The sequence below is a fragment of the Embleya sp. AB8 genome (genome assembly GCF_049739465.1).
Taxonomy (GTDB): domain Bacteria; phylum Actinomycetota; class Actinomycetes; order Streptomycetales; family Streptomycetaceae; genus Embleya.
In genome coordinates, this window is record NZ_JBMHHY010000003.1 from 331,466 (window position 1) to 350,635 (window position 19,170).

Genomic DNA, 19,170 nt, shown 5'->3' on the forward strand with positions numbered 1-19,170 from the left:
GACCGCGAGCCAGGGAAGCCGACCCGGGTGGTAACGGCCACGTAGTGGACGGGCAACAACGGATGCGAAGCACCAAGCAAGACCCCGGCCCCGGAGGGGACGTGCAACGACGAGACGGTGGCAGCCGCCACGACCCGGCCCGCCGAACGGACCCGGGGCCAACTGCGCACCAGCCCCACACCACGAGGCCAAGCGGCCGACCGCCCCCGACCGCGAGCCAGGGAAGCCGTCCAGGGTGGTAACGGCCACGTAGTGGACGGGCAACAACGGATGCGAAGCACCAAGCAAAGACCCCGGCCCCGGAGGGGACGTGCAACGACGAGACGCGGGCAGCCGCCACGACCCGGCCCCGCCGAACGGACCCGGGGCCACCACGGCACCAGCCCAACCCCACGACGCCCAAGCGGCCGACCGCCCCCGGCCACGAGCCAGGGAAGCCGTCCAGGGCAGTGACGGCCACGTAGTGGACGGGCAACAACGGATGCGAAGCACCAAGCAAAAAACCCGGCCCCGGAGGGGACGAGCAACGACGAGACGGCGGCCACCCCCACGACCTAGCCCCGCCGAACGGACCCAGGGCCACCCCCACACCAGCCCAACCCCACGACGCCCAACCCGCCAACCACCCCCGCCCGACCCTCCAGCCCCGGTCCGACGCAGCCCAACCCCCCTCGCCCCGCCCGCGATTCACGCCCCCACCCCGGCCGCACCCCGGCGCGTCAGCGCCCACGACCCCCGCCGCCCCAAGTGATCGACGCACGACGCGCAAAGCGCAAAGCACGAAGCACGAAGCACGAAGCACGGAGAGCAAAGCGCGAGGCGCGAAGCGCGAAGACCGGCGAACCGCAGAACAAGACGCCCAGGCACCGCCTTTTCTCTCCCCCGCCCCCCTCCTCCGAGAAAAAATGCGCTGTCTCGGGAGCCGGCGGCGAAGTCGCCCAATAGGCTGCCGCCCGTGAGTGAGAACGAGCTTGGTGCGTACCTCCGCGACCGCCGCGGGGCGGTCAAGCCCGCCGATGTCGGGCTGCCCGACGGTGTCCGGCGCCGCACCCCGGGTCTGCGGCGATCCGAGTTGGCGACCCTGGCGGGGGTCAGCGTCGAGTACCTCGCCCGTCTCGAGCAGGGCCGCGACCGGAACCCCTCCGGTCAGGTCCTCGCCGCCCTCGCCGACGCGCTCCGGCTGACCGCGACCGAGCGTGCCCACGTCCGCCAACTGGCCAGGGCCGCCGTCGGCGAGATGTTCCCGGACCCGGCCGGCGAGCCGCCCGCGCGGGCCATCCGGCCCACCGTGCGCGCGCTCCTGGATCGGCTCGAACCGGCTCCGGCGCTGCTGGTCAACCGGCTCGGCGACGTGCTCGCGTTCACCAACGGCTACGAGCGGCTGGCCCGCCCGCTGGGCATCCTGGACCCGGACGAACCCAACCTCGCGCGCTACGTGTTCACCGATCCCCGCGCCCGCGCGGCCTATCCCGACTGGGAGCGCATAGCCGACGCGCACGCCGCGATCCTGCGCATGGCCGCGTCGTTCGCCGATCCCTACGTCCGCAACTTCCTCGACGGCCTGGCCGTCACCGCGGGCACCGCGTTCACCGACCGGCTGGCCGCCCCCGCGACCCCGCCGCGCCGGGTCGGCGTGGAGCGCCTGGCCCATCCCGAGGCGGGCGAACTGCGCCTGGAACGCGAGATCCTGGACCTCGCCGACGTCGACCAGACGCTGCTCGTCTACCTCCCGTGCGACGAACCCACGTCCGCCGCCCTGGACCACCTCACCGGCCGCCACCCGGGCGCCCTGCGCGCGGTCTGACCCGGCGGCGCAGCGCGGTCACAGCCGCCGAGTCGCCCGACCTCACGTACCGGACGTACCGGACGTACCGGGCCGGTGCCCCGACACGTACACCTCGTCGCCGGTGTGCAGCAGGTCCCAGTACGCCTTCGCGTCCGCCGGCCGCATGTTGACGCATCCATGTGATCCGGGCGGCGAGGAGATCGCCCCGTCGATCGCATGGAACGCGATGCCGCCGTCGAAGAACTGGCTGTACGGCATCGGCACGTCGTAGAGCGTCGAAACGTGGTTCTGCGCGCGGTAGTACACCTTGAACAGGCCGATGCGCGTCTCGAATCCGGCCCGCCCCGAACGGATGGCGACCGGTCCGTAGATCCGCTTCGCACCGTCCTGGATCCAGGTCAGCTGCCGATCCAGATCCACACACGCGATCCGACCCACGTCGGTCGGACACCCGCTGCCCCCACGTTGCAGCGTGGCGTACGTGACCGGCCCCGCGTACCCGGCCGCCGGCCGGATCCCGTGCTCGGCCTGGTAGGCGCGGATCGCCCGGCAGTCGGCCGGCGACTGCCGACCGTCCACGGCCAGCCCCAACGCCCGTTCGACCTGCCGCTGATAGGGCCCGGTCGGGGCCGTGCACGCCGCCGGCGCGGCGGCGTCCGCCGGGGCCGCGAGCACCACGCTCAGCGGCACCGCGACCACGGCGGCGGCCAGCACCGCCCCCGCTCGCCGGCACACACGTATGAACACACTCATCGCCTCTCCCTCCACGGCACCCACACCCTCGCGCGGCCTGCTCATCCGTCCTGCACCGGCGGGTGCGCGCACGTCCACGCCCCGTCACGTCACCGTCAGTCTGCCCCGCCGACCCACCACCGCACCCTCCCGACTCCGAAATGGACTGCGACACAAAGCAGTTCGCCCAGGTCGCGGGTCCTCCGTCCACGCTTCACTGCGCCCCCGCCTCACCCCGTCCCCGCATCGGCCGCCCGCACCAAGACCAGCGCCGCCAACGCCGCGATCACCGACAACCCACCCGCCGCCTCCAGCGCCACCGCGTACCCGTGCACCAACTCGCGCCGCGAGCCGCCGCCTTCCGGCCCGGTGACCGACGCGGCCAGCGTGACCAGCCCGGCCAAACCGATCGAACCACCGATCTGCCGCGAGCTGTTGATCAACCCGCCCGCCATCCCGGCCTCGTGCGCGGCCACTCCGGACGTCGCGGCCGTCCCCAACGGCACGAAGCACAGCCCGGCCCCGATGCTCGCCACCAACGACGGCCCCAGGATCGAGCGCAGGAACGTGCCGTCGACCTCGAACGTAAGCCCGAACCACCCGAACCCGACCGCCACCAACGCCCCACCAAGGGCAAGCAGCCGGCCGAGTCCCAGCCGGGCCACCGTCCTGGTCGCCACCACCGAACCGACCACGATCCCGAGCGAGAACGGCACGAACGCCGCACCGGCGGCGGCCGGCCCATAGCCGAGCACCTGTTGCAGATACAACGACGTGAAGTAGAACGCCGCGAACTGCCCGGAAAACAGCAGCATCATGAACAGATTCGCCCCGACCACCGGCCGATGGGCCAGCAACCCCATCCGCAACAGCGGTGCCGGGACGCGCAGTTCGACCAGTACAAAGGCGGCGAGCAGCACGACCGCAACAACCAGCGTCCCGATCGTCATCATCGACGTCCAGCCCTGCCGCTCGGCCCGCACCACCCCCAGGACCAGCGTGGTCGCCCCCGCGGTGACCAGCAGCGCCCCTCCCGGATCCAACCGGCGCGCCCCACCCGCGGCGGGCCGATCCGGCGTCAACCGCCGCGCCACGATCAGCGCGAACGCCACGATCGGCACATTGATCAGCATCACCGCCTGCCAGCCCACCGACTCGGTGAGCAGCCCGCCGATCAGCACCCCGAACGCCCCACCGGCCGCCGCCGTCGCGCCCCACAACCCGAGCGCCTTCGAACGCGCGGGCCCGGCCGGGAAGTTCACCGTGATCAGTGCGAAGGCCACCGGCGCGAGCGCGGCGGCGCCCACCCCCTGCACCGCACGAGCGGCCATCAGCGCGCCGGGCGAGGACGCGAAGCCGCCCGCCAGACCGGCCAGGCCGAACACCGTCAGCCCGGCGAGCAACGTGCGGCGCCGGCCGACCAGATCACCGAGCCGCCCGCCGAGCATCATCAGCCCGCCGAAGGTGAGCGCGTACGCGTTCACCACCCACGGCAACCCCTCCGCGCCGAACCCCAGATCATCGCGGATGTCCGGCAGCGCGACATTGACCACGGACATGTCCAGCGCGACGGTGAACTGCACGGTCAACACCACGACCAGCAACAACCGGGTCGCCACCGGCGAGTCCGAAGCCAAACCCGAATCCGAACCCGAAGCCGAAGCCGAGCCCGAAGCAAAAGCCGAGCCCGACGCCGCACCCGCACCCGCACCCGCACCCGCACCCGCACCCGCACCCGCACCCGCACCCGCGATCGTCGCCCTCACTCCTGCCCCACCGCACGCTCGACGCGCCGCTCCAGCCGAGTTCCGGAACGCAACGCGATGGACATCAACTCGGTCGGCACCACCGATTCGAGCCGATGCCAACGCCCGCACGGCACCACGAAGGCCGCACCGGGCCCGAGTTCCACCGGCGGCTCCGCACCGACGCCGTCCTCGGCGCGCAGCACGATCCGCAGGCCGCCCGTCCATACGCACACCACCTCGTCCGAGGCCGGGTGCATCTCCCAGTGGTCGGCGTGCAGATCGGCATCGGTCTCGACCCGGAAGGCCCCCACCTGCCACCCCTCGGAATCACCGGTCATCCGGCGTTCCCCGACACCTATCCGACCGCCTTCGGCCAGCCAAATCGCACGTTCGAACAGATCGACACGAGTCATCGAAGGAATCCCCTCAGTGCAGCGGAATCCGGGCGTGTTCGAGCACCCCGGAGCAACGTTGGCGTACTCTGTACGTGAACAACGCCCATCGAACACGTACGCCGTACGTACGTCAAGAAGCAACGAGAAGCAACGAGAAGCGAAAAGAAGCAAAAGGAGAGCCACCGTGCCCGCGCCCCGAAAGTTCAGCCGCGAACAATTGCGCACAGCGGCCCTGACCCTGGTCGACGCGCACGGCCTGGCCGCGTTGACCATGCGCAGCCTCGCGGCGGCGCTGGGCACCGGGGCGATGACGATCTACAACTACGTGGACGGCCGCGAGGGCCTGGAGGGCCTGCTCGTCGAGGCGGTGATGGCGGACGCCCTGCCCGCTGCCGACCCGACCGCCGCGCTCGCCGACTGGCGCGCCGACATCCGCCGCCTCGCCGAGGCGAACTGGCGCGCCGTCCGCGCCCATCCCGACGTCATCCCGCTGATCCTCACCCGCCGGATCGACGACGAGGCGACCCTGGCCCACGGCGAGGCCCTGCTCCGCGCCCTGGCCCGCAGCGGCCGACGCGGCCCCGATCTGCTGTACGCCTTCCGCACGGTGACCGCCTTCGTCACCGGCTTCGCCCAGGCCGAACTCGCCGGGCCGCAGTCGATCGCCCCCGCCGACGACGTCCAGGCGATCACCGCCCGAGCCCGCACCCTCCCCGCCGCCCGCTTCCCGTACCTGATCGAAATCGCCACGGCCGCCGCCGAGAGCACGCCGGACACCGAGTTCCACGCCGGCCTGGACCTCCTGCTCACCGCCCTGGAACAACACCCCATCCCCGGAGGCCCAACCCGACCCGCCAGCGAGGGCGAGGACCAGAGCAGAGGCGGGGGCGGAGGGCGATCAGCACGCCCATAGGCAATCCCCAGCCGCGAGAGAGCCCTGCGTCCGGAGCGGCCCGGACCGGGTGCTCGCGGGCGAGACCGAGCCCCCTATCCCCCGGACAGGTACGACCGCTCCATTTGCCGGGAATTGTCGGCCGGGGTCGCTCGTTGTACGGGGCAGTCGGTGAACGGGTGTCCCCGGGCCCAACCATTGCCGCTGCGAATTACCGTTCGGCTGGAGTCGCGGCGTGCCCACCGCCGAGAGGTGATCCCGCTCACCGACCCGAGAGCGACGGCGCCGCCTCCTCCCCCCGAGGGCGGCGCCGTCTTCGCGTCCCCGGGCCGTACACCGACTCGTGAGCGACGCCATATCCGCGCCCCGCCGCCGCACTGCAACCGCCGGGTATGGGCTTGTCGTCCGTTTCCCCGAAGGCCACCGCTGCCGGTGAACGATCGGCAGCCGGCACTTGTCCGGCCCGTTCCGGCCACCCGGTACGGTGTCGAGCCAATCTGCGATATCGCGGGTTCGGTCCGACGACAGCACTCTCGGGGGTCGTTTTGAATTCCGTTCCGGAGCGCGGCGGTCGCCGCCGGCGCACGTCCGCGGCGTCGGCGCAGCCGGCCGACTCCGAGGCGGTACCGACCGGTTCCGCATCGGCCGGCGGGCCCGAGCCCGACGGCGCCACCGGTGCCGGTGCCGACGCGGAGAGCGCGAGCAGCCCGGGCAGGCGGGCCGCCCGCAAAGGCAAGTCCACCGGTCACGGCAAGCCGCGACGCTTCCGCAAGCTCAAGATCACCGCGATCGTGTTGTCGCTGGCGCTGGTCGCGCTCGGCATCACCGGCTTCGTGATCTACCAGAAGCTCAACGGGAACATAAAACACAGCAAGCTCAACACCAGCGACGTGGATGTGCCCAAGGAGGCGCCGGACGCGTTCGGGCGCACCCCGCTGAACATCCTGATGATCGGCTCGGACGGCCGGGACAGCCCGGCCGACTGCAAGCTCGGCGGGGCGTGCGGCGACGGCGGCCCGCCGCGCGCGGACGTGCAGATGTTGCTGCACGTGTCGGCGGACCGCAGCAACGCGTCGCTGATCAGCATCCCGCGCGACACCCGGGTGCAGGTCCCGAGTTGCACCGACCCCAAGACCAAGCAGAAGTTCAACGCGATCAACACCACGATCAACGAGGCCCTCGGTCGGGGCGGACCCGGCTGCGTGGTGGGCGCGTGGCAGGCGCTCACCAAGATCCACATCGATCACTTCATGATGGTGACCTTCTCCGGTGTGGTCTCGATGGCCGACGCGGTCGGCGGGGTCGAGGTCTGCGTGCAGTCGAACATCCAGGACGAACAGATCGAGTACATCGACGGCGTCCGGCACGAGATCGGCTCGCACCTCAAGCTGACCGCGGGCAAGCACACCATCCAGGGTGAGGACGCCCTCAAGTGGCTGCGTACCCGGCACGCGTTCGAGGACGGCGGCGACATCGGCCGTACCCACGCGCAGCACATGTACCTGAACTCGATGGTGCGCACGCTCAAATCGAACAGTACGATCACCAACCCGATCAAACTGTTCAAGATCGCCGAGGCGGCGACCAACGCGCTGACCGTGGACGACGGTCTCAACGGCATCCCGAAGCTGACCTCGCTGGCGACCACGCTGAACAAGGTGAGCACCAACCGGATCACCTCGACCACGATGCCGACCGTTCCCGACCCGCAGGCGCCGAACGAGCACCTGGTGCCCGCCGCGTCCGCCGAGACGTTGTTCAAGATGGTCCGGTCCGATGTGGCCTTCGACAAGAACGGCCCGCCCCCGGGCACCGAGACCACCCCGCCGGCCCCGGCCGAGCAACCACCCGCGCCGACCCTGGACAAGAGCGCGGTCCGGATCACCGTGGTCAACGGCACCACCCGGACCAGCCTGCCCGGCACGGTCACCGACGGGCTGATCGCCCAGGGCTTCACCAAGACCACCAAGGATCCGAACCCGATCAAGCGGCAGACCACCACGCTGATCTTCCCGCCCGCCGACAAGGACCAGGCTCAGGCGGTCGCCGACGCACTCGGGCTGCCCGCGAGCGCGCTGTCCCCGCTGTCCACCGCGACCCACGTCACGCTGCAGATCGGCAGCGACTGGAGTTCCGGCGCGACCTTCAAGGGCGAGGGCGGCAAGGGCACGAGTACACCCCCGTCCACCCCGCCGTCGCCCCCGCCGGCGGGCGAACTCCCCAAGGACTCCGCCGCGTTGAACGCGTCCGAGGACGGCGCGTGCATGAAGGTCTACACCGAGGCGAAGGACCGGAACGGGAAGCCGATCTACACCTGGTAGCAGCGGTGGCCGGCCAGGCCGAGCCGGGCCGGCGACAGGGGCAACTCCCTGTGTCGCCGGCCGGCCAGCCAGCCGCCCGTACGGTCGGGCCGGTCCGTACGGGCGCCCGACCGACCCGATCGGCCCGACGGACCCGACCAGCGCAACGGCGCAACGGCGCAACCCGACCTGATCCGCGCCGGCGCCGGCGCCCGCACGCGCACCCGCACCCGCACCCCGCCAAGCCCGTTGTCGAGCACCCCGAACACGCCCGCAAATAAAGCAGATTCGCCCGGATATGTACCGACGCCCGGTCGGCCCGCCGTCGGAAAGACGGTAAATAGACGGTAAGGTGGCCGTACCGAAGACACACTGTCCGTCGGCTTCCGAGTCGATGCCGTCCTCGGTGGGCGACGACGCCGGCCAGGCCGGCGAGGTCCGAAGGCAGGTGCGCCGAATGCCCGTGCCCGCCTTTCGTCCGCCGACCAGCGCACAGCGCCACCACCCGTCGCGGGCCGCACCGCCGCGTCGAGCCCCGGGACCCCGCGGTCCGTTTCGCATACCGCGCCCGGCCGGTTCGAGGCCGTGCCACGCCCCGGTTCGGGTGCCCAGCCGACCGCCGCCGAACTCCCCGGTCTCCCCGGACGATTCGAAACAGGTGCCCTCGATGACCACCCGCCCCCACCATCCTCGCCCCACCACCCATGCCGTTCCCGCCGGCCCGCCCACCGTCGCGCAGGCCATGCGACCCGTCGAGTTGCGGATCCGCGCGACGGTCATGGTCGACAAGGCGATCGACCTGGTCCGGGTGGCCGACGCGGAGCAGGTGATCGTGCACGCCGAGGACGGCCGCTGCCTGGGCATCGTGCGCCGCGCGCAGTTCGCGCCCTACCTGACCCGCTCCTGGTACACCGCGCGCACCCCGATCGGGAACATCTCGCACGACCGCGGCCCGTTCGCCCGCCCGGAACTGCCCGCCGCCGAGGCGCTCGCCACGATGCGCGCGCGTGGTCTGCGGGTATGGGCCGTGACCGACGAGGCCGGCCGAGCCGTCGGCGTGCTGACCCCGGAGGCGCTGCGCGCCGTACTCGCCGGCGAGCCGAGCCCGCTGGGCGCGGTCGCGTAACGCCTCGACGCGCGGTAGGCAAGACGCCGAACTACGCCAAACCACTCCGAACTACGCCGAGGCCGGCGGATAGTCCACGTAGCCGCGCGCGCCGCCGCCGTAGATGTCCACCACCGGCGGCGGGGCCAGTTCGCGGCCGTGGGCGATGCGCGCGGGCAGATCCGGGTTGCTGATGAACAACCGGCCGAACGCCACCACGTCGGCCAGTTCGCCGGCGACCAGCCGTTCGGCGGTCGCCGGGTCGACCGGACTCGGGCCGTTGTGGTTGGCGATCAGTGTGCCGGACCAGCGCGGGCGCAGGTCGGCGAGTGCGGCGTAGTCCCCACGTTCGAGGATGTGCAGGTAGGCCAGCCCGAGCGGGTCCAGCGCGTCCACCAGGGCCCGGTAGGTGTCGCGCGCGTCGGTCTCGGCTATCTGGTTCTCCGGGTTGTCCGGCGAGATGCGCAGCGCCACCCGCTCTGCGCCGATCTCGGCGATCACCGCGTCCACCACCTCGAGGGTGAACCGCAGCCGGTTCTCCCGCGAGCCGCCGTAGCGGTCGGTGCGCAGATTGGTGTTCTCGGCGTGGAACTGCTTGAACAGGTAGCCGTTGGCACCGTGCAGTTCGATCCCGTCGAACCCGGCGTCGATCGCCCGGCGCGCGGCGCCCGCGAACGCGCCGACCAGCTCGCGAATCTCGGCGATGCTCAGCGCCCGCGGCGTGACATGCGGCAACAGCCCTTCGCTGGTGTAGATCGGCGCCTCGGTGATCGGCACCGCCGAGGGCGCGGTCGGCGTCTCGCCGCCCAGGGTGACCGGGTGCGTCATCCGGCCCGCGTGCCACAGCTGGGCGAAGATCCGGCCGCCGGCCGCATGTACCGCCGAGGTGATCTCCCGCCAACGCGCGGCCTGTTCGTCCGTCTGCAGGCCCGGAATCCCCGGACCGGACTTGCCGAGCGGGTGCACCGAGATGCCCTCGGTGATCAGCAGCCCGGCGCCGGCGCGCTGCGTGTAGTAATCGGCGGCATGCTCGCTCGGCACGCCGGTGGTGTCGTCGGCGCGGCCCCGGGTCATCGGGGCCATCGCGATCCGGTTGGGCAGGTTCAGCACACCGCGGCGGTACGGGGTCAGCAGCGGGTTCACGGTGGTGGTGGTAAAGGTGGTCAACGTATCTTCCGTTTCCTGCGATGGGTCGGGTCGGGTCGGGTCGGGTCGAGTCGGTGCGGCCGGTTCCGTTCCGGGCGCGCTGCCGTGGCTTCAGCGGGCGAGTGCGGTGACCTCGACCTCGATCAGCCAGTCCGGCTGGGCCAGTGAGGAGACCTCGACGAGGGTGTCCGCGGGATACGGCAGGGACAGGAACTCCTCGCGCAGCTCGATCAGCTTGTCCAGGTCCTCGGCCATGTTGCGGACGTAGATGCCGACCTTGACCACGTCGGCGAACGTCGCGCCCGCCGCCGCCAGTACGCGCTCCACGTTGCGGAAGGCCTGTCGGCCCTGGGCCAGGAAGCCGCCGTCGACGGTGCGCCCGCTCTCGTCGAAGCCGGCCTGACCGGACACGAAGATCAGCCCGCCGGCTCGGATCGCCTGGGAGATCCGGTACGACTCGTACCAGTCCGGCGTGGTCGCGATCCGCTCGATGCGGGTGGCGGCGTCGGTGACATCGGTGGTGGCCATGGTGCGCTCCTCGTTCAAAGTTCGAAATTCGAATCGGATCCTTGAGGATCCGTAGAAGTTGCATGCACATGCATTGTTTGCTTGCGCATGCATAATCTGGCACTACATGTAATCTGTTGTCAACAGCGACCTCCGCCCGGCCCACCCCGGCCCACGACGAGGGGCCGATCGAACCGGCGAAGAAGGACGGGGCGATGGACGCGAAGCTTTGGGAACAGGTCGTCGTACTGCACGCCCGCGTCGAGCACGACCTCGGCAGGACGCTGCAGCGGCGACACGGGATAGGCCTGTCCGAGTACCGCGCGCTGTCCCGCCTCGCGGTCGCGCCCGACGGCGAGCTGCGGATGCAGGAGTTGGCCGATTCGATCGGCCTCAACCAGAGCTCGGTCAGCCGCCTCGCGGTCCGCCTGGAAACCGACGGGCTCACCCGACGCGACCTGTGTCCCAAGGACCGCCGAGGGGTGTACAGCGTGATCACCGACGCGGGCCGCACCCGACTGGCCGAGGCCGACACCACCTACGCCGAGGCCCTCACCGCCGCACTGACCAGGGCGGCGGCCGATCCACAACTCGCGGAGGTGGCGACGGCACTGGGCGCCATGCCGCCGGTCGCGGTGAGCTGACCCGGACAGCCAAACCTATCGAACTAGAAACGCCCGTCTGTCATACGAACGTTTACGATACGCTGGTTGCCCCCTCACCCCGAAGGTGACGCGATGAACCCGGCGTACGGCCCAAACGAGCAGCGGAGCAACCCGGACGACGCTCCCGTGATCCAACGCGGGCTGCCGGCGGGCTCGCACCGGCGGGCGGCGGAGCTGTACTGGGAGGCTTTCGGCCGCAAGCTGGGCCCCGGGCTTGGTCCCGCCGAGGCCGGGATCACGTTCCTCGCCGAGCACCTGCACCCCGACCGCGCGATCGTCGCGCTCCGCAACGGCGTACTGGTCGGCCTGGCCGGCTACCGCGACGACGGACGCGGCCTCACCGGCGGCACGGTACGCGATGTACTGCGCGCGTACGGCGGCGTGCGCGCGCTGCACCGGGTCGCCCTGTTGGCCCTGTTCGAACGCCGGCCCGCACGCGGCGAGTTCCTCATGGACGGCATCGCCGTCGCCGCCGACCAACGCGGCACCGGCATCGGCGGCCTGCTCCTGGCGGAGATCGCCACACTGGCCCACGAACGCGGCTACCGCCGAATCCGCCTGGACGTGATCGACACCAACCCACGCGCCCGCGCCCTCTACGAACGACACGGCTTCACCGCCACAAAGACCGAACACGCCCCCTTCCTGCGCACCCTGATGGGCTTCAGCGCAACCACGACAATGACGCGCCGACTCCCGGGCTGAGACCCACCCAGCCCGTCGGGCGTTTGGCGACACCCGCGAACCAAGCCCACGATCCGGGGCCGACCAACCAATCCGGCCCGTCCGGCGCTTGACGACACCCCGGAACCAAGCCCACGATCCCGAACCGACCGACCCAATCAGCCCGTCCGGCGCTTGAGGACACCCGAGAACGCAACCCCCGGCACCCAAGCCCAACCAACCAACCAACCAACCCAGCCCATCCGGCGTTTGAGGACACACACCACCCGCCCACCCGAAGCGTGAAACCATCGACGCGGCAAGGATCCGCACGTCGAGGGAGCAATTCGTGGAGGTCGACCGGTTCGCCGTCGTACTGGCGGAACGTATGGGCCACCCCCGCCGCAACGAACGCAGGTCCCGCGGCGAACGTCTCTTCGACGCCCTCCGCGACCTCGTCGAAGCCGGTGACCTGCTCGCCGAGACCAAACTCCCCTCCGAGCGCGCCCTCGCCGAAGCCCTGGGGCTCAGCAGAGGCACCGTGGCGTCCGCCTACCTCTCCCTGACCCGAATCGGCCTGGTCGAACGCCGCCACGGCAGCGGCTCGTACGTACGTCCCGCCGGCCGCCCCACCTTCGCCCGCTGGCTGCGAGAGGGCACCATCGTGGTCGACCTGGCCAAATCGGTCGTACCCGACACCACTCTCCTGCCGCACACCTCGCTGCGCGTCGAGGACCTGCTCGACTCCCGCCCCTCCGACGGCTACGCCCCCGCCGGGGACCCACGGCTGCGCGACCTGATCGCCGCCCACCAACTGCCCGCCGGATTCGGCGCCGACGACATCGTGATCAGCTCGGGCGCGCAGCAGGCGATCCACCTGGTCGCCGACGCGCTGCTCGGACCCGGCGACCGGATCCTGGTCGAGTCGACCACCTACCCCGGGATGCTCGCCGCCGCGTACCGCTTCGGCGCCGAGGCGATCCCGGTACCCGGCGACCGGCACGGCTTCGATCCGGACGCCCTGCGCTCGGCGATCCGCCGACACCGGCCCGCGTACGTCTTTTCCCTCCCGGTACACAACCCGACCGGCGCGGTGGTCTCCTCCCGGCGCACCCGAGCGGTCGCCGAAGTCGCGGTCGCGGAGGGCACGTTGCTCGTGGAGGATCGTTCACTCGTCGAGCTGACCGACGGCCCGGTCGCCTCGGCCGCCGCGCACGCCCCCGAACTCACCATCTGCCTGGGCTCGTTGTCCAAGAGCACGTGGGGCGGCCTGCGCCTGGGCTGGGTCGCCGCGCCGGCCCGGGTACACGCCCTCCTGATCGAGGCCAAACAGCGTACCGACCTGGCCTGTTCGACGTTGGACCAACAACTCGCGATCCACCTGCTGCGCGACGCCGACCGCCCGGCCCGGGTCCGCGAATGGGTCGCCACGCTGGCCCGCCGCCGTGACCACTTCGCCGCCGAACTCGCCGAGCACCTGCCCGAATGGGAGTGGATCCCGCCGCGCGGCGGCCTGTCGTTGTGGGCCCGGCTGCCCGGCGTCGACGGCGAGGAGTTCGTCGCCACCGCACTGCGACACGGCGTCGCGGTATCCCCGGGCGCGGTCTTCGCCCCGATCTCCGGCGCCGCCGCCGACCACGTACGCCTCAGCTACGCGTGGCCCGAACCGGTGCTCTCCCAGGCGGTGGGCCTGCTCGCGGCGGCCTGGCGCGAAGCCCGTCAGGCCGGATCGGTCCCCTCGGCGTCGCCGGGGGTGACCAGCGCGCACTCATAGGCCAGCACCACCGCCTGGACCCGATCACGCACCCGCAACTTGCCCAGGATCCGGGTGACATGCGTCTTGACCGTCTCCCGGCTGAGCTGGAGCGTCTCGGCGAGTTCGGCGTTGCTGAGACCACGGGCGAGCAGCCGAAGCACCTCCAGTTCCCTGGGGGTCAGCGTGGCCAGCTCACGATGCGCATGCGGGCGCGCGGCGTCGCGGCGGGCGAATCGGGCGACCAGGCGGCGGGTGATGGTCGGCGCGAGGAGTGCGTCCCCGGAGCTGACCAGGCGTACGGACGCGACCAGTTGCTCGGGCGTGAGGTCCTTGAGCAGGAACCCGCTGGCCCCGGCGGTGAGCGCGGCGTAGACGTAGTGGTCCAGGTCGAACGTGGTGAGGATGACCACCCGGCAGGGCCGCCCGTCGAGCGCGGTGGGACCGTCGGCGACGATCCGCCGGGTGGCCTCCAGACCGTCGAGGCCGGGCATCCGGATGTCCATCAACACCACGTCGGGCCGCGATCGGCGCACCGCCGACACGGCCTCGTCCCCATCCGCGGCCTCCCCCACCACGTCGATCCCATGTGCCCCCAAAATCAGCCCGAACCCGGACCGAACCAAACTCTGATCATCGGCAACCACAACCCGCAGGCCCGACACCGCACCACCACTCCCCTTCCGCAACCATCCCGCGCAGCCACCCAAGGTGGCCGCAAGGCCGGACCAGCCCGCCCCGAAGCCTGCGATCCCGCAGCCATCGAGCCGAACGCAACGGGTGGAGCGGGCGAGCAAACCCTCCCAAGCCAAGTGCAACGCAACCGCAACTCACTCTGCGTCCAAGGGGATCCGGGCGAACACCCGGTAGCCCCCGGTCAGTCGCGGGCCCGCACGCAGTTCGCCGCCGTACATGCCGACCCGCTCGCCCAACCCGAGCAGCCCACGTCCCAGCCCGGATCGGTCGGCAAAGCCGGAATCCGCCGCGCCGTTGCCGTCGTCGACCACCTCCACGGTCACCTCCCTCGCGCCATAGGCCAACACGATCCCGATCGCGGCGTCCCCGGCGTATCTCAGCGCGTTGGTCAGCGCCTCCTGGACCACGCGGTACACCGCCAGGTCCACTCCCGCGGATACCGGGCGGGGGTCGCCCTCGATCACCACCTCCACCGCGCGCCCGGTGTCCCGTACCCGGCCCACCAGTTCGGGCAGCCGATCGACCCCCGGCTGCGGCTCGAGCGGCGCGACCGACCCCGACCCGCCGTCGTCGCCGAGCGGCCCGAGCCACCCCTCGACTCCAGACCCAAGCCCGAAACCAACGCCAACGCCAACACCCACCTCAACCCCGGCCCCACCCACTACCCCCGACGGCAAATCCCCCTCCGGTACCGCCAACACCCCCAGCAACTGCCGCAGTTCCGCCATCGCCTCCCGTCCACCCGCCTCCACCACGCGCAACGCCGTCTCGGCGGCGTCCGGGTTCGTCCGCAGCACCGTGCGCGCCGCGCCGGACTGGATCACCATCACGCTCACCGTGTGACTGACCACGTCGTGGAACTCCCGGGCGATCCGGGCACGTTCCTCGGCCACCGCGAGCCGTGCGGCGGTGTCGCGTTCCCGCTCGGCCCGCACCGCGCGTTCGTGCATCTCGCCGGCCCGGTTGCGCCAACTCGCCACCCGGCGACCGAACAGCCAGACCAGCGCCATGATCGTGAAGACCAGCAGCTGGTCCCCCTCGAACCGGACCGCCAACGCGACCGCAGCCGCCGCGAGCACCGCGATTCCGGAGACCGTGCCACGGTGGTACACCGCCACCGCATACGCACCGATCAACAGCCACACGACGCCGGTCCCGGTCCGGTTGACCGCATCGGCGCCCACCGAGGTGGTACAGGCCACGAGCACCTGCGCCGCAAGCATCGGCACCGGCGCGCGCAACCGCAGGAGCAGCGGCAACACCAGCACCGCCCCACCGGCGAGTTGCCCACGCCCGCCGTCGTTCAGGTCGATCCACAGGGCCGCCCCGATCGCCAACGGCGCGAGCAGCAGGTCGACCCCGAACGGTCCCGGTCGACGCAGGAATTCGGCCAACCGGCGCCCCCACCACGCCGCCCGCACTGCGCTGCTCGTCCCGGCCCCACCGCTCATCCCGGCATTGTCGCCCGCCGGCGAGGCCGGCCACATCCTTCGTGCGGCCCGTCCGCCGTCCCCCGAGCGAGCTACCCGCCACCGGGTCCCCCAGACGAGCCAACCAAGATGCCCCGAGCTGTGGACGACCGCCCCCGCCGCCCGCTCCTAGCGTCCGGGGCATGACGAATGTGGTGCGGCTGAACGCCGTGACGAAGCGCTACGGCGGGACCGGTCCCGCCGCCCTGCACGAGGTGTCCCTGGACGTCGGCGAGGGCGAGGCGGTGGCCGTGATGGGGCCGTCCGGCAGTGGCAAGTCCACCCTCCTGAACCTGATCGCCGGCCTGGACCGGCCGGGTTCGGGCACGGTCACGGTCGCCGGCACCGCCCTCGGCGATCTGTCCGAGACCGGCCTGGCCCGATTCCGCCGGGTGCACATCGGAATGGTGTTCCAGTTCTTCAACCTGCTCGACGACCTGACCGCGCTCGACAACGTGCTGTTGCCCGCCCAACTCGACCGGGTCCCGGCCGGGCGGGCGCGCAAGCGCGCGGGCGAACTGCTGGGCCTGCTGGGCATCGACGCGAAGGCCGACGCCTACCCGGCCCGACTGTCCGGGGGTGAGCGGCAGCGGGTCGCGATCGCCCGCGCGCTGATGAACCGGCCACCGGTGCTGCTCGCCGACGAGCCGACCGGCGCGGTGGACAGCGCGACCGGGCGCAAGGTAATGGACCTGTTCGGCGAGTTGAACCGGGACGGGCAGACCCTGATCGTGGTCACCCACGACCCGGCGGCCGCCGCGCGCTGCGCGACCCGCGTCCTGTACCTGTCCGACGGCGATCTGGCCCCGGCGCCGGCCGCCGCCCGCACCGCCCCCGGTAACGACCGGAGCGCCCGATGAGCGCCGTCCGCGCCATCGCCTGGCGGGCGATCACCCGACGCCGCCCGCAGACCGTGGTGATCCTCGTCGTCGCCCTCCTCTCCACCGCGACCGCCGTGCTCGGCCTGGGACTGTCGGCCGCCTCGCACGGCCCCTTCGATCGTGCCTTCGCCCGGTTGCACGGTGCGCATGCCGCCGTGACCACCGATCCGGACCGGGCCGGGGACGAGCGCCTCCGCGCGACCGAAGCGCTCGGCCGAGTCGCCGCGTTCGCGGGCCCGTTCCCGCAGGTACGGATCGTGACGCGGGAAGCCAACGGCCACGGCGCCGTATTCGCGGTGGTCGGCCGGGCCGATCCGGGCGGGCCGGTGGATCGTGTGGTGGTGAACTCGGGGCGCTGGGTGCGCGCGTCGGGCGAGATCGTACTCACCCAGACCTCCGGGCACACGCTCGGCGACGTGCTGAACGTCGGCGGCACCCGGTTGACCATCGTCGGCTTCGCGGGGTCGGTGACCGAGACCGCCCGGGGCTGGGTCACCCCCGAACAGGCGCTCGGGTTCGGCCCGGACGCCGATCCGCCCACTCGCCAGGTGCTCTACCGCTTCAAGGGCGGGAGCAGCGACGCCCAGGTGCGCGACGACGTGGCCGAGGTGACCCGGGCACTGCCGCCGGGGACCGTCCTCGCCGCCCCCTCCTACCTGCGGGCGCGGGATCGAGCGGCCGGCGACTCGGCGCTGTTCGTCCCGTTCGTCCTGGCCTTCGCCGCGCTCGGGTTGGCCATGTCCGTGCTGATCGTGTCCAACGTGGTCGGCGCGGCCGTGGTGGCCGGGTTCCGGACGATCGGCATTCACAGGACGCTCGGCTTCACGCCCGCCCAGGTGTGCGCGGTCTACGTCGCCCAGGCGGTGCTGCCCGCGCTGGTCGGTGCACTGGTCGGCCTGGGCGCCGGGCACGAGTTGGCGTCGGCGCTCCTGCCGAGCGCGGATCGGGCGTTCGGGGTGCCGTCGACCAGCCGAGTGCCGCTGTGGGTGGACGCGGCGGCCTTCGTCGGCACGATGGCCGTGGTCGGCGTTGCCGCGTTCCTGCCGGCGCTGCGCGCCGCGCGGCTGTCCGCGATCACCGCGATGGGTACGGGACGCGCGCCACGGGCCGGACACGGGTATCGGGTCGGCCGGTGGCTCGGCCGTACCCGCCTCCCCCGTCCCGCGTCCCTCGGCCTGGCCGGGTCGTTCGCCCGGCCTGCCCGGACCGCGCTGACCCTGGGCGCGGTGCTGGTCGGCGCGGTGAGCGTGACCTTCGCGGTCGGCCTCGGCAGCACCCTGTCCCGCGCGGAGCACGCCCTCAACCGCGCCGACGCGGTACCGGTCACCGTCGATCTGCGGCAGGACGCCGGCGGGGGCAAGTCGCCCGTGAGGGGCGGGACGATCGACAAGTCCGGCGCCGGGATCCCCCCGGTCGACCCCGCCCCGGTCGCCGCGGCGCTCCGCGCGGACCCCGGCACTCGCCGGTTCGCCGCGCTGACCCGGGTGTCGGCGGCGGTGCCGGGGCGGGCGGAGGGGGTCGATGTCGACGCCTATGCCGGCGATGCGTCCTGGGTCGGCTATCCCGTGGTGAGCGGCCGTTGGTTCCGCAGTCCCGGCGAGGCGGTGTTGCCGCATGCGCTGCTGCGCTCGACCGGGACCTCGGTCGGCGGGACGTTGGCCCTGGACGTCGGCGGTCGGCGGATCGCGGTGCGGGTGGTCGGTGAGGTGTTCGCCGATCGGGAGAACACCGTGCTGACCGACGTCGGCACGCTCGGAGAGGTGCGGCCCGCGCCGGCGACCACGATGTTCGAGGTGCAGGTGACGTCCGGTACCGATCCGGGGGCCTACGCAAGGCACCTGAACACGAATCGGGCGCTCGGCCTGGCCCCGCACTCGGCGTCCACCACCGCCCGTTCGGATGACGTGGTCGTGGTGATGCTGAGCCTGGTCGCCACCTTCACCGTGCTGCTCGCGGTGGTCGCCGCGCTGGGCGTGCTGAACACGGTGGTGCTGGATACGCGCGAGCGGGCCCATTCGATCGGCGTCCTGCGCACGGTGGGCATGACGCCGCGGCAGACCGCGGCGATGGTGCTCACGTCGATGGCCGGAGTCGGCGTGGTGGGCGGGGTGTTGGGCATCCCGGCGGGCGTGGCGCTGCATCACGCGGTGGCGCCGGCGATGGCGCGCACCGCCGACCTGCGGCTGCCGGATTCGATGATCGCGGTGTACGACGTGCCCTGGTACGCGGGCCTGCTCGCGGCGAGCGTGGCGCTGACCGTGCTCGGCGCGGCGGCTCCGGCGATCTGGGCCGCCCGGGCCCGGTTCGCCACCGTACTGCGCGCGGAGTGAGGGCTCGCGGCGACGACCCACGGGGGTGACCAACCTGCGGACGGCCCTAGTGGATTGCTACCGGCGCGGCTAATGTGCCACCCATCAAGTGGCTTATCGAGA

At 72.0% G+C, this 19,170-nt stretch carries 16 protein-coding genes; 9 read left to right on the plus strand and 7 right to left on the minus strand.

Translation table 11 applies throughout. The annotated features are described in order from the left end of the window. Nucleotides 1-955 precede the first annotated feature (955 nt). On the plus strand, nt 956-1,804 hold the full coding sequence (locus ABIA38_RS06310) for a helix-turn-helix domain-containing protein (RefSeq protein WP_424637426.1): 849 nt from the start codon (nt 956-958) through the stop codon (nt 1,802-1,804). A 42-nt stretch (nt 1,805-1,846) separates the two neighbouring features. Here ABIA38_RS06310 and ABIA38_RS06315 read toward each other — a convergent pair whose 3' ends face one another. The 3 genes from ABIA38_RS06315 to ABIA38_RS06325 form a co-directional block, all read right to left on the minus strand. Then, nucleotides 1,847-2,539, minus strand: coding sequence for a L,D-transpeptidase family protein (locus ABIA38_RS06315; RefSeq protein ID WP_424637427.1), 693 nt, complete (start codon nt 2,537-2,539; stop codon nt 1,847-1,849). A 209-nt stretch (nt 2,540-2,748) separates the two neighbouring features. Further along, a complete protein-coding gene (locus ABIA38_RS06320) occupies nt 2,749-4,155 on the minus strand; it encodes an MFS transporter (protein WP_424637428.1) in 1,407 nt (468 codons plus the stop codon). 125 nt (nt 4,156-4,280) lie between these two features. After that, nucleotides 4,281-4,604, minus strand: coding sequence for a cupin (locus ABIA38_RS06325; protein ID WP_424637429.1), 324 nt, complete (start codon nt 4,602-4,604; stop codon nt 4,281-4,283). A 241-nt stretch (nt 4,605-4,845) separates the two neighbouring features. On the opposite strand from ABIA38_RS06325, the gene ABIA38_RS06330 reads away from it, so the two are divergent. The 3 genes from ABIA38_RS06330 (at nt 4,846) to ABIA38_RS06340 (ending at nt 8,979) form a co-directional block, all read left to right on the plus strand. Further along, nucleotides 4,846-5,574, plus strand: a complete 729-nt coding sequence (locus tag ABIA38_RS06330) for a TetR/AcrR family transcriptional regulator (protein WP_424637430.1) — start codon at nt 4,846-4,848, stop codon at nt 5,572-5,574. Between the two features lie 524 nt (nt 5,575-6,098). Continuing rightward, nucleotides 6,099-7,874 carry an LCP family protein gene (locus ABIA38_RS06335; RefSeq protein WP_424637431.1) on the plus strand — a complete coding sequence of 592 codons (1,776 nt, stop codon included), beginning with the start codon at nt 6,099-6,101 and terminating at the stop codon, nt 7,872-7,874. A gap of 646 nt (nt 7,875-8,520) precedes the next feature. Next, nucleotides 8,521-8,979, plus strand: coding sequence for a CBS domain-containing protein (locus ABIA38_RS06340; protein WP_424637432.1), 459 nt, complete (start codon nt 8,521-8,523; stop codon nt 8,977-8,979). 51 nt (nt 8,980-9,030) lie between these two features. Here ABIA38_RS06340 and ABIA38_RS06345 read toward each other — a convergent pair whose 3' ends face one another. Together ABIA38_RS06345 and ABIA38_RS06350 are read right to left on the minus strand one after the other, a co-directional pair. Beyond that, entirely contained in the window at nt 9,031-10,125 is a 1,095-nt protein-coding gene (locus ABIA38_RS06345; RefSeq protein ID WP_424637433.1) for an alkene reductase, read from the minus strand. A 90-nt stretch (nt 10,126-10,215) separates the two neighbouring features. Continuing rightward, entirely contained in the window at nt 10,216-10,632 is a 417-nt protein-coding gene (locus ABIA38_RS06350) for a RidA family protein (RefSeq protein WP_424637434.1), read from the minus strand. 194 nt (nt 10,633-10,826) lie between these two features. Between ABIA38_RS06350 and ABIA38_RS06355 the strand changes: the two genes are divergently transcribed. The 3 genes from ABIA38_RS06355 (at nt 10,827) to ABIA38_RS06365 (ending at nt 13,713) form a co-directional block, all read left to right on the plus strand. Then, nucleotides 10,827-11,255: a MarR family winged helix-turn-helix transcriptional regulator gene (locus ABIA38_RS06355; RefSeq protein ID WP_424637435.1), complete on the plus strand. Its 429-nt coding sequence runs from the start codon at nt 10,827-10,829 to the stop codon at nt 11,253-11,255. A 93-nt stretch (nt 11,256-11,348) separates the two neighbouring features. After that, on the plus strand, nt 11,349-11,981 hold the full coding sequence (locus ABIA38_RS06360) for a GNAT family N-acetyltransferase (RefSeq protein WP_424637436.1): 633 nt from the start codon (nt 11,349-11,351) through the stop codon (nt 11,979-11,981). A 307-nt stretch (nt 11,982-12,288) separates the two neighbouring features. Next, nucleotides 12,289-13,713, plus strand: a complete 1,425-nt coding sequence (locus ABIA38_RS06365) for a PLP-dependent aminotransferase family protein (protein ID WP_424637437.1) — start codon at nt 12,289-12,291, stop codon at nt 13,711-13,713. Here ABIA38_RS06365 and ABIA38_RS06370 read toward each other — a convergent pair. Next, on the minus strand, nt 13,659-14,357 hold the full coding sequence (locus tag ABIA38_RS06370) for a response regulator (protein WP_424637438.1): 699 nt from the start codon (nt 14,355-14,357) through the stop codon (nt 13,659-13,661). The two genes, ABIA38_RS06365 and ABIA38_RS06370, sit on opposite strands and share 55 nt — an antisense overlap. A gap of 165 nt (nt 14,358-14,522) precedes the next feature. After that, nucleotides 14,523-15,839 (minus strand): sensor histidine kinase, encoded by a 1,317-nt coding sequence (locus tag ABIA38_RS06375; protein ID WP_424637439.1) that lies wholly within the window; start codon nt 15,837-15,839, stop codon nt 14,523-14,525. 161 nt (nt 15,840-16,000) lie between these two features. Between ABIA38_RS06375 and ABIA38_RS06380 the strand changes: the two genes are divergently transcribed. Both ABIA38_RS06380 and ABIA38_RS06385 read left to right on the plus strand, forming a co-directional pair. Next, nucleotides 16,001-16,717, plus strand: coding sequence for an ABC transporter ATP-binding protein (locus ABIA38_RS06380; protein WP_424637440.1), 717 nt, complete (start codon nt 16,001-16,003; stop codon nt 16,715-16,717). Further along, on the plus strand, nt 16,714-19,068 hold the full coding sequence (locus ABIA38_RS06385) for an FtsX-like permease family protein (RefSeq protein ID WP_424637441.1): 2,355 nt from the start codon (nt 16,714-16,716) through the stop codon (nt 19,066-19,068). The genes ABIA38_RS06380 and ABIA38_RS06385 overlap by 4 nt, the downstream gene beginning before the upstream one ends. Nucleotides 19,069-19,170 lie beyond the last annotated feature (102 nt).

Coding starts and splice junctions, on each gene's coding strand:
- ABIA38_RS06315 (WP_424637427.1), bottom strand. CDS start 2,539: ATGAGTGTGTTCATACGTGTGTGCCGGCGAGCGGGGGCGGTGCTGGCC.
- ABIA38_RS06325 (WP_424637429.1), bottom strand. CDS start 4,604: ATGACCGGTGATTCCGAGGGGTGGCAGGTGGGGGCCTTCCGGGTCGAG.
- ABIA38_RS06340 (WP_424637432.1), top strand. CDS start 8,521: ATGACCACCCGCCCCCACCATCCTCGCCCCACCACCCATGCCGTTCCC.
- ABIA38_RS06350 (WP_424637434.1), bottom strand. CDS start 10,632: ATGGCCACCACCGATGTCACCGACGCCGCCACCCGCATCGAGCGGATC.
- ABIA38_RS06355 (WP_424637435.1), top strand. CDS start 10,827: ATGGACGCGAAGCTTTGGGAACAGGTCGTCGTACTGCACGCCCGCGTC.
- ABIA38_RS06360 (WP_424637436.1), top strand. CDS start 11,349: ATGAACCCGGCGTACGGCCCAAACGAGCAGCGGAGCAACCCGGACGAC.
- ABIA38_RS06375 (WP_424637439.1), bottom strand. CDS start 15,839: ATGAGCGGTGGGGCCGGGACGAGCAGCGCAGTGCGGGCGGCGTGGTGG.
- ABIA38_RS06380 (WP_424637440.1), top strand. CDS start 16,001: ATGACGAATGTGGTGCGGCTGAACGCCGTGACGAAGCGCTACGGCGGG.
- ABIA38_RS06385 (WP_424637441.1), top strand. CDS start 16,714: ATGAGCGCCGTCCGCGCCATCGCCTGGCGGGCGATCACCCGACGCCGC.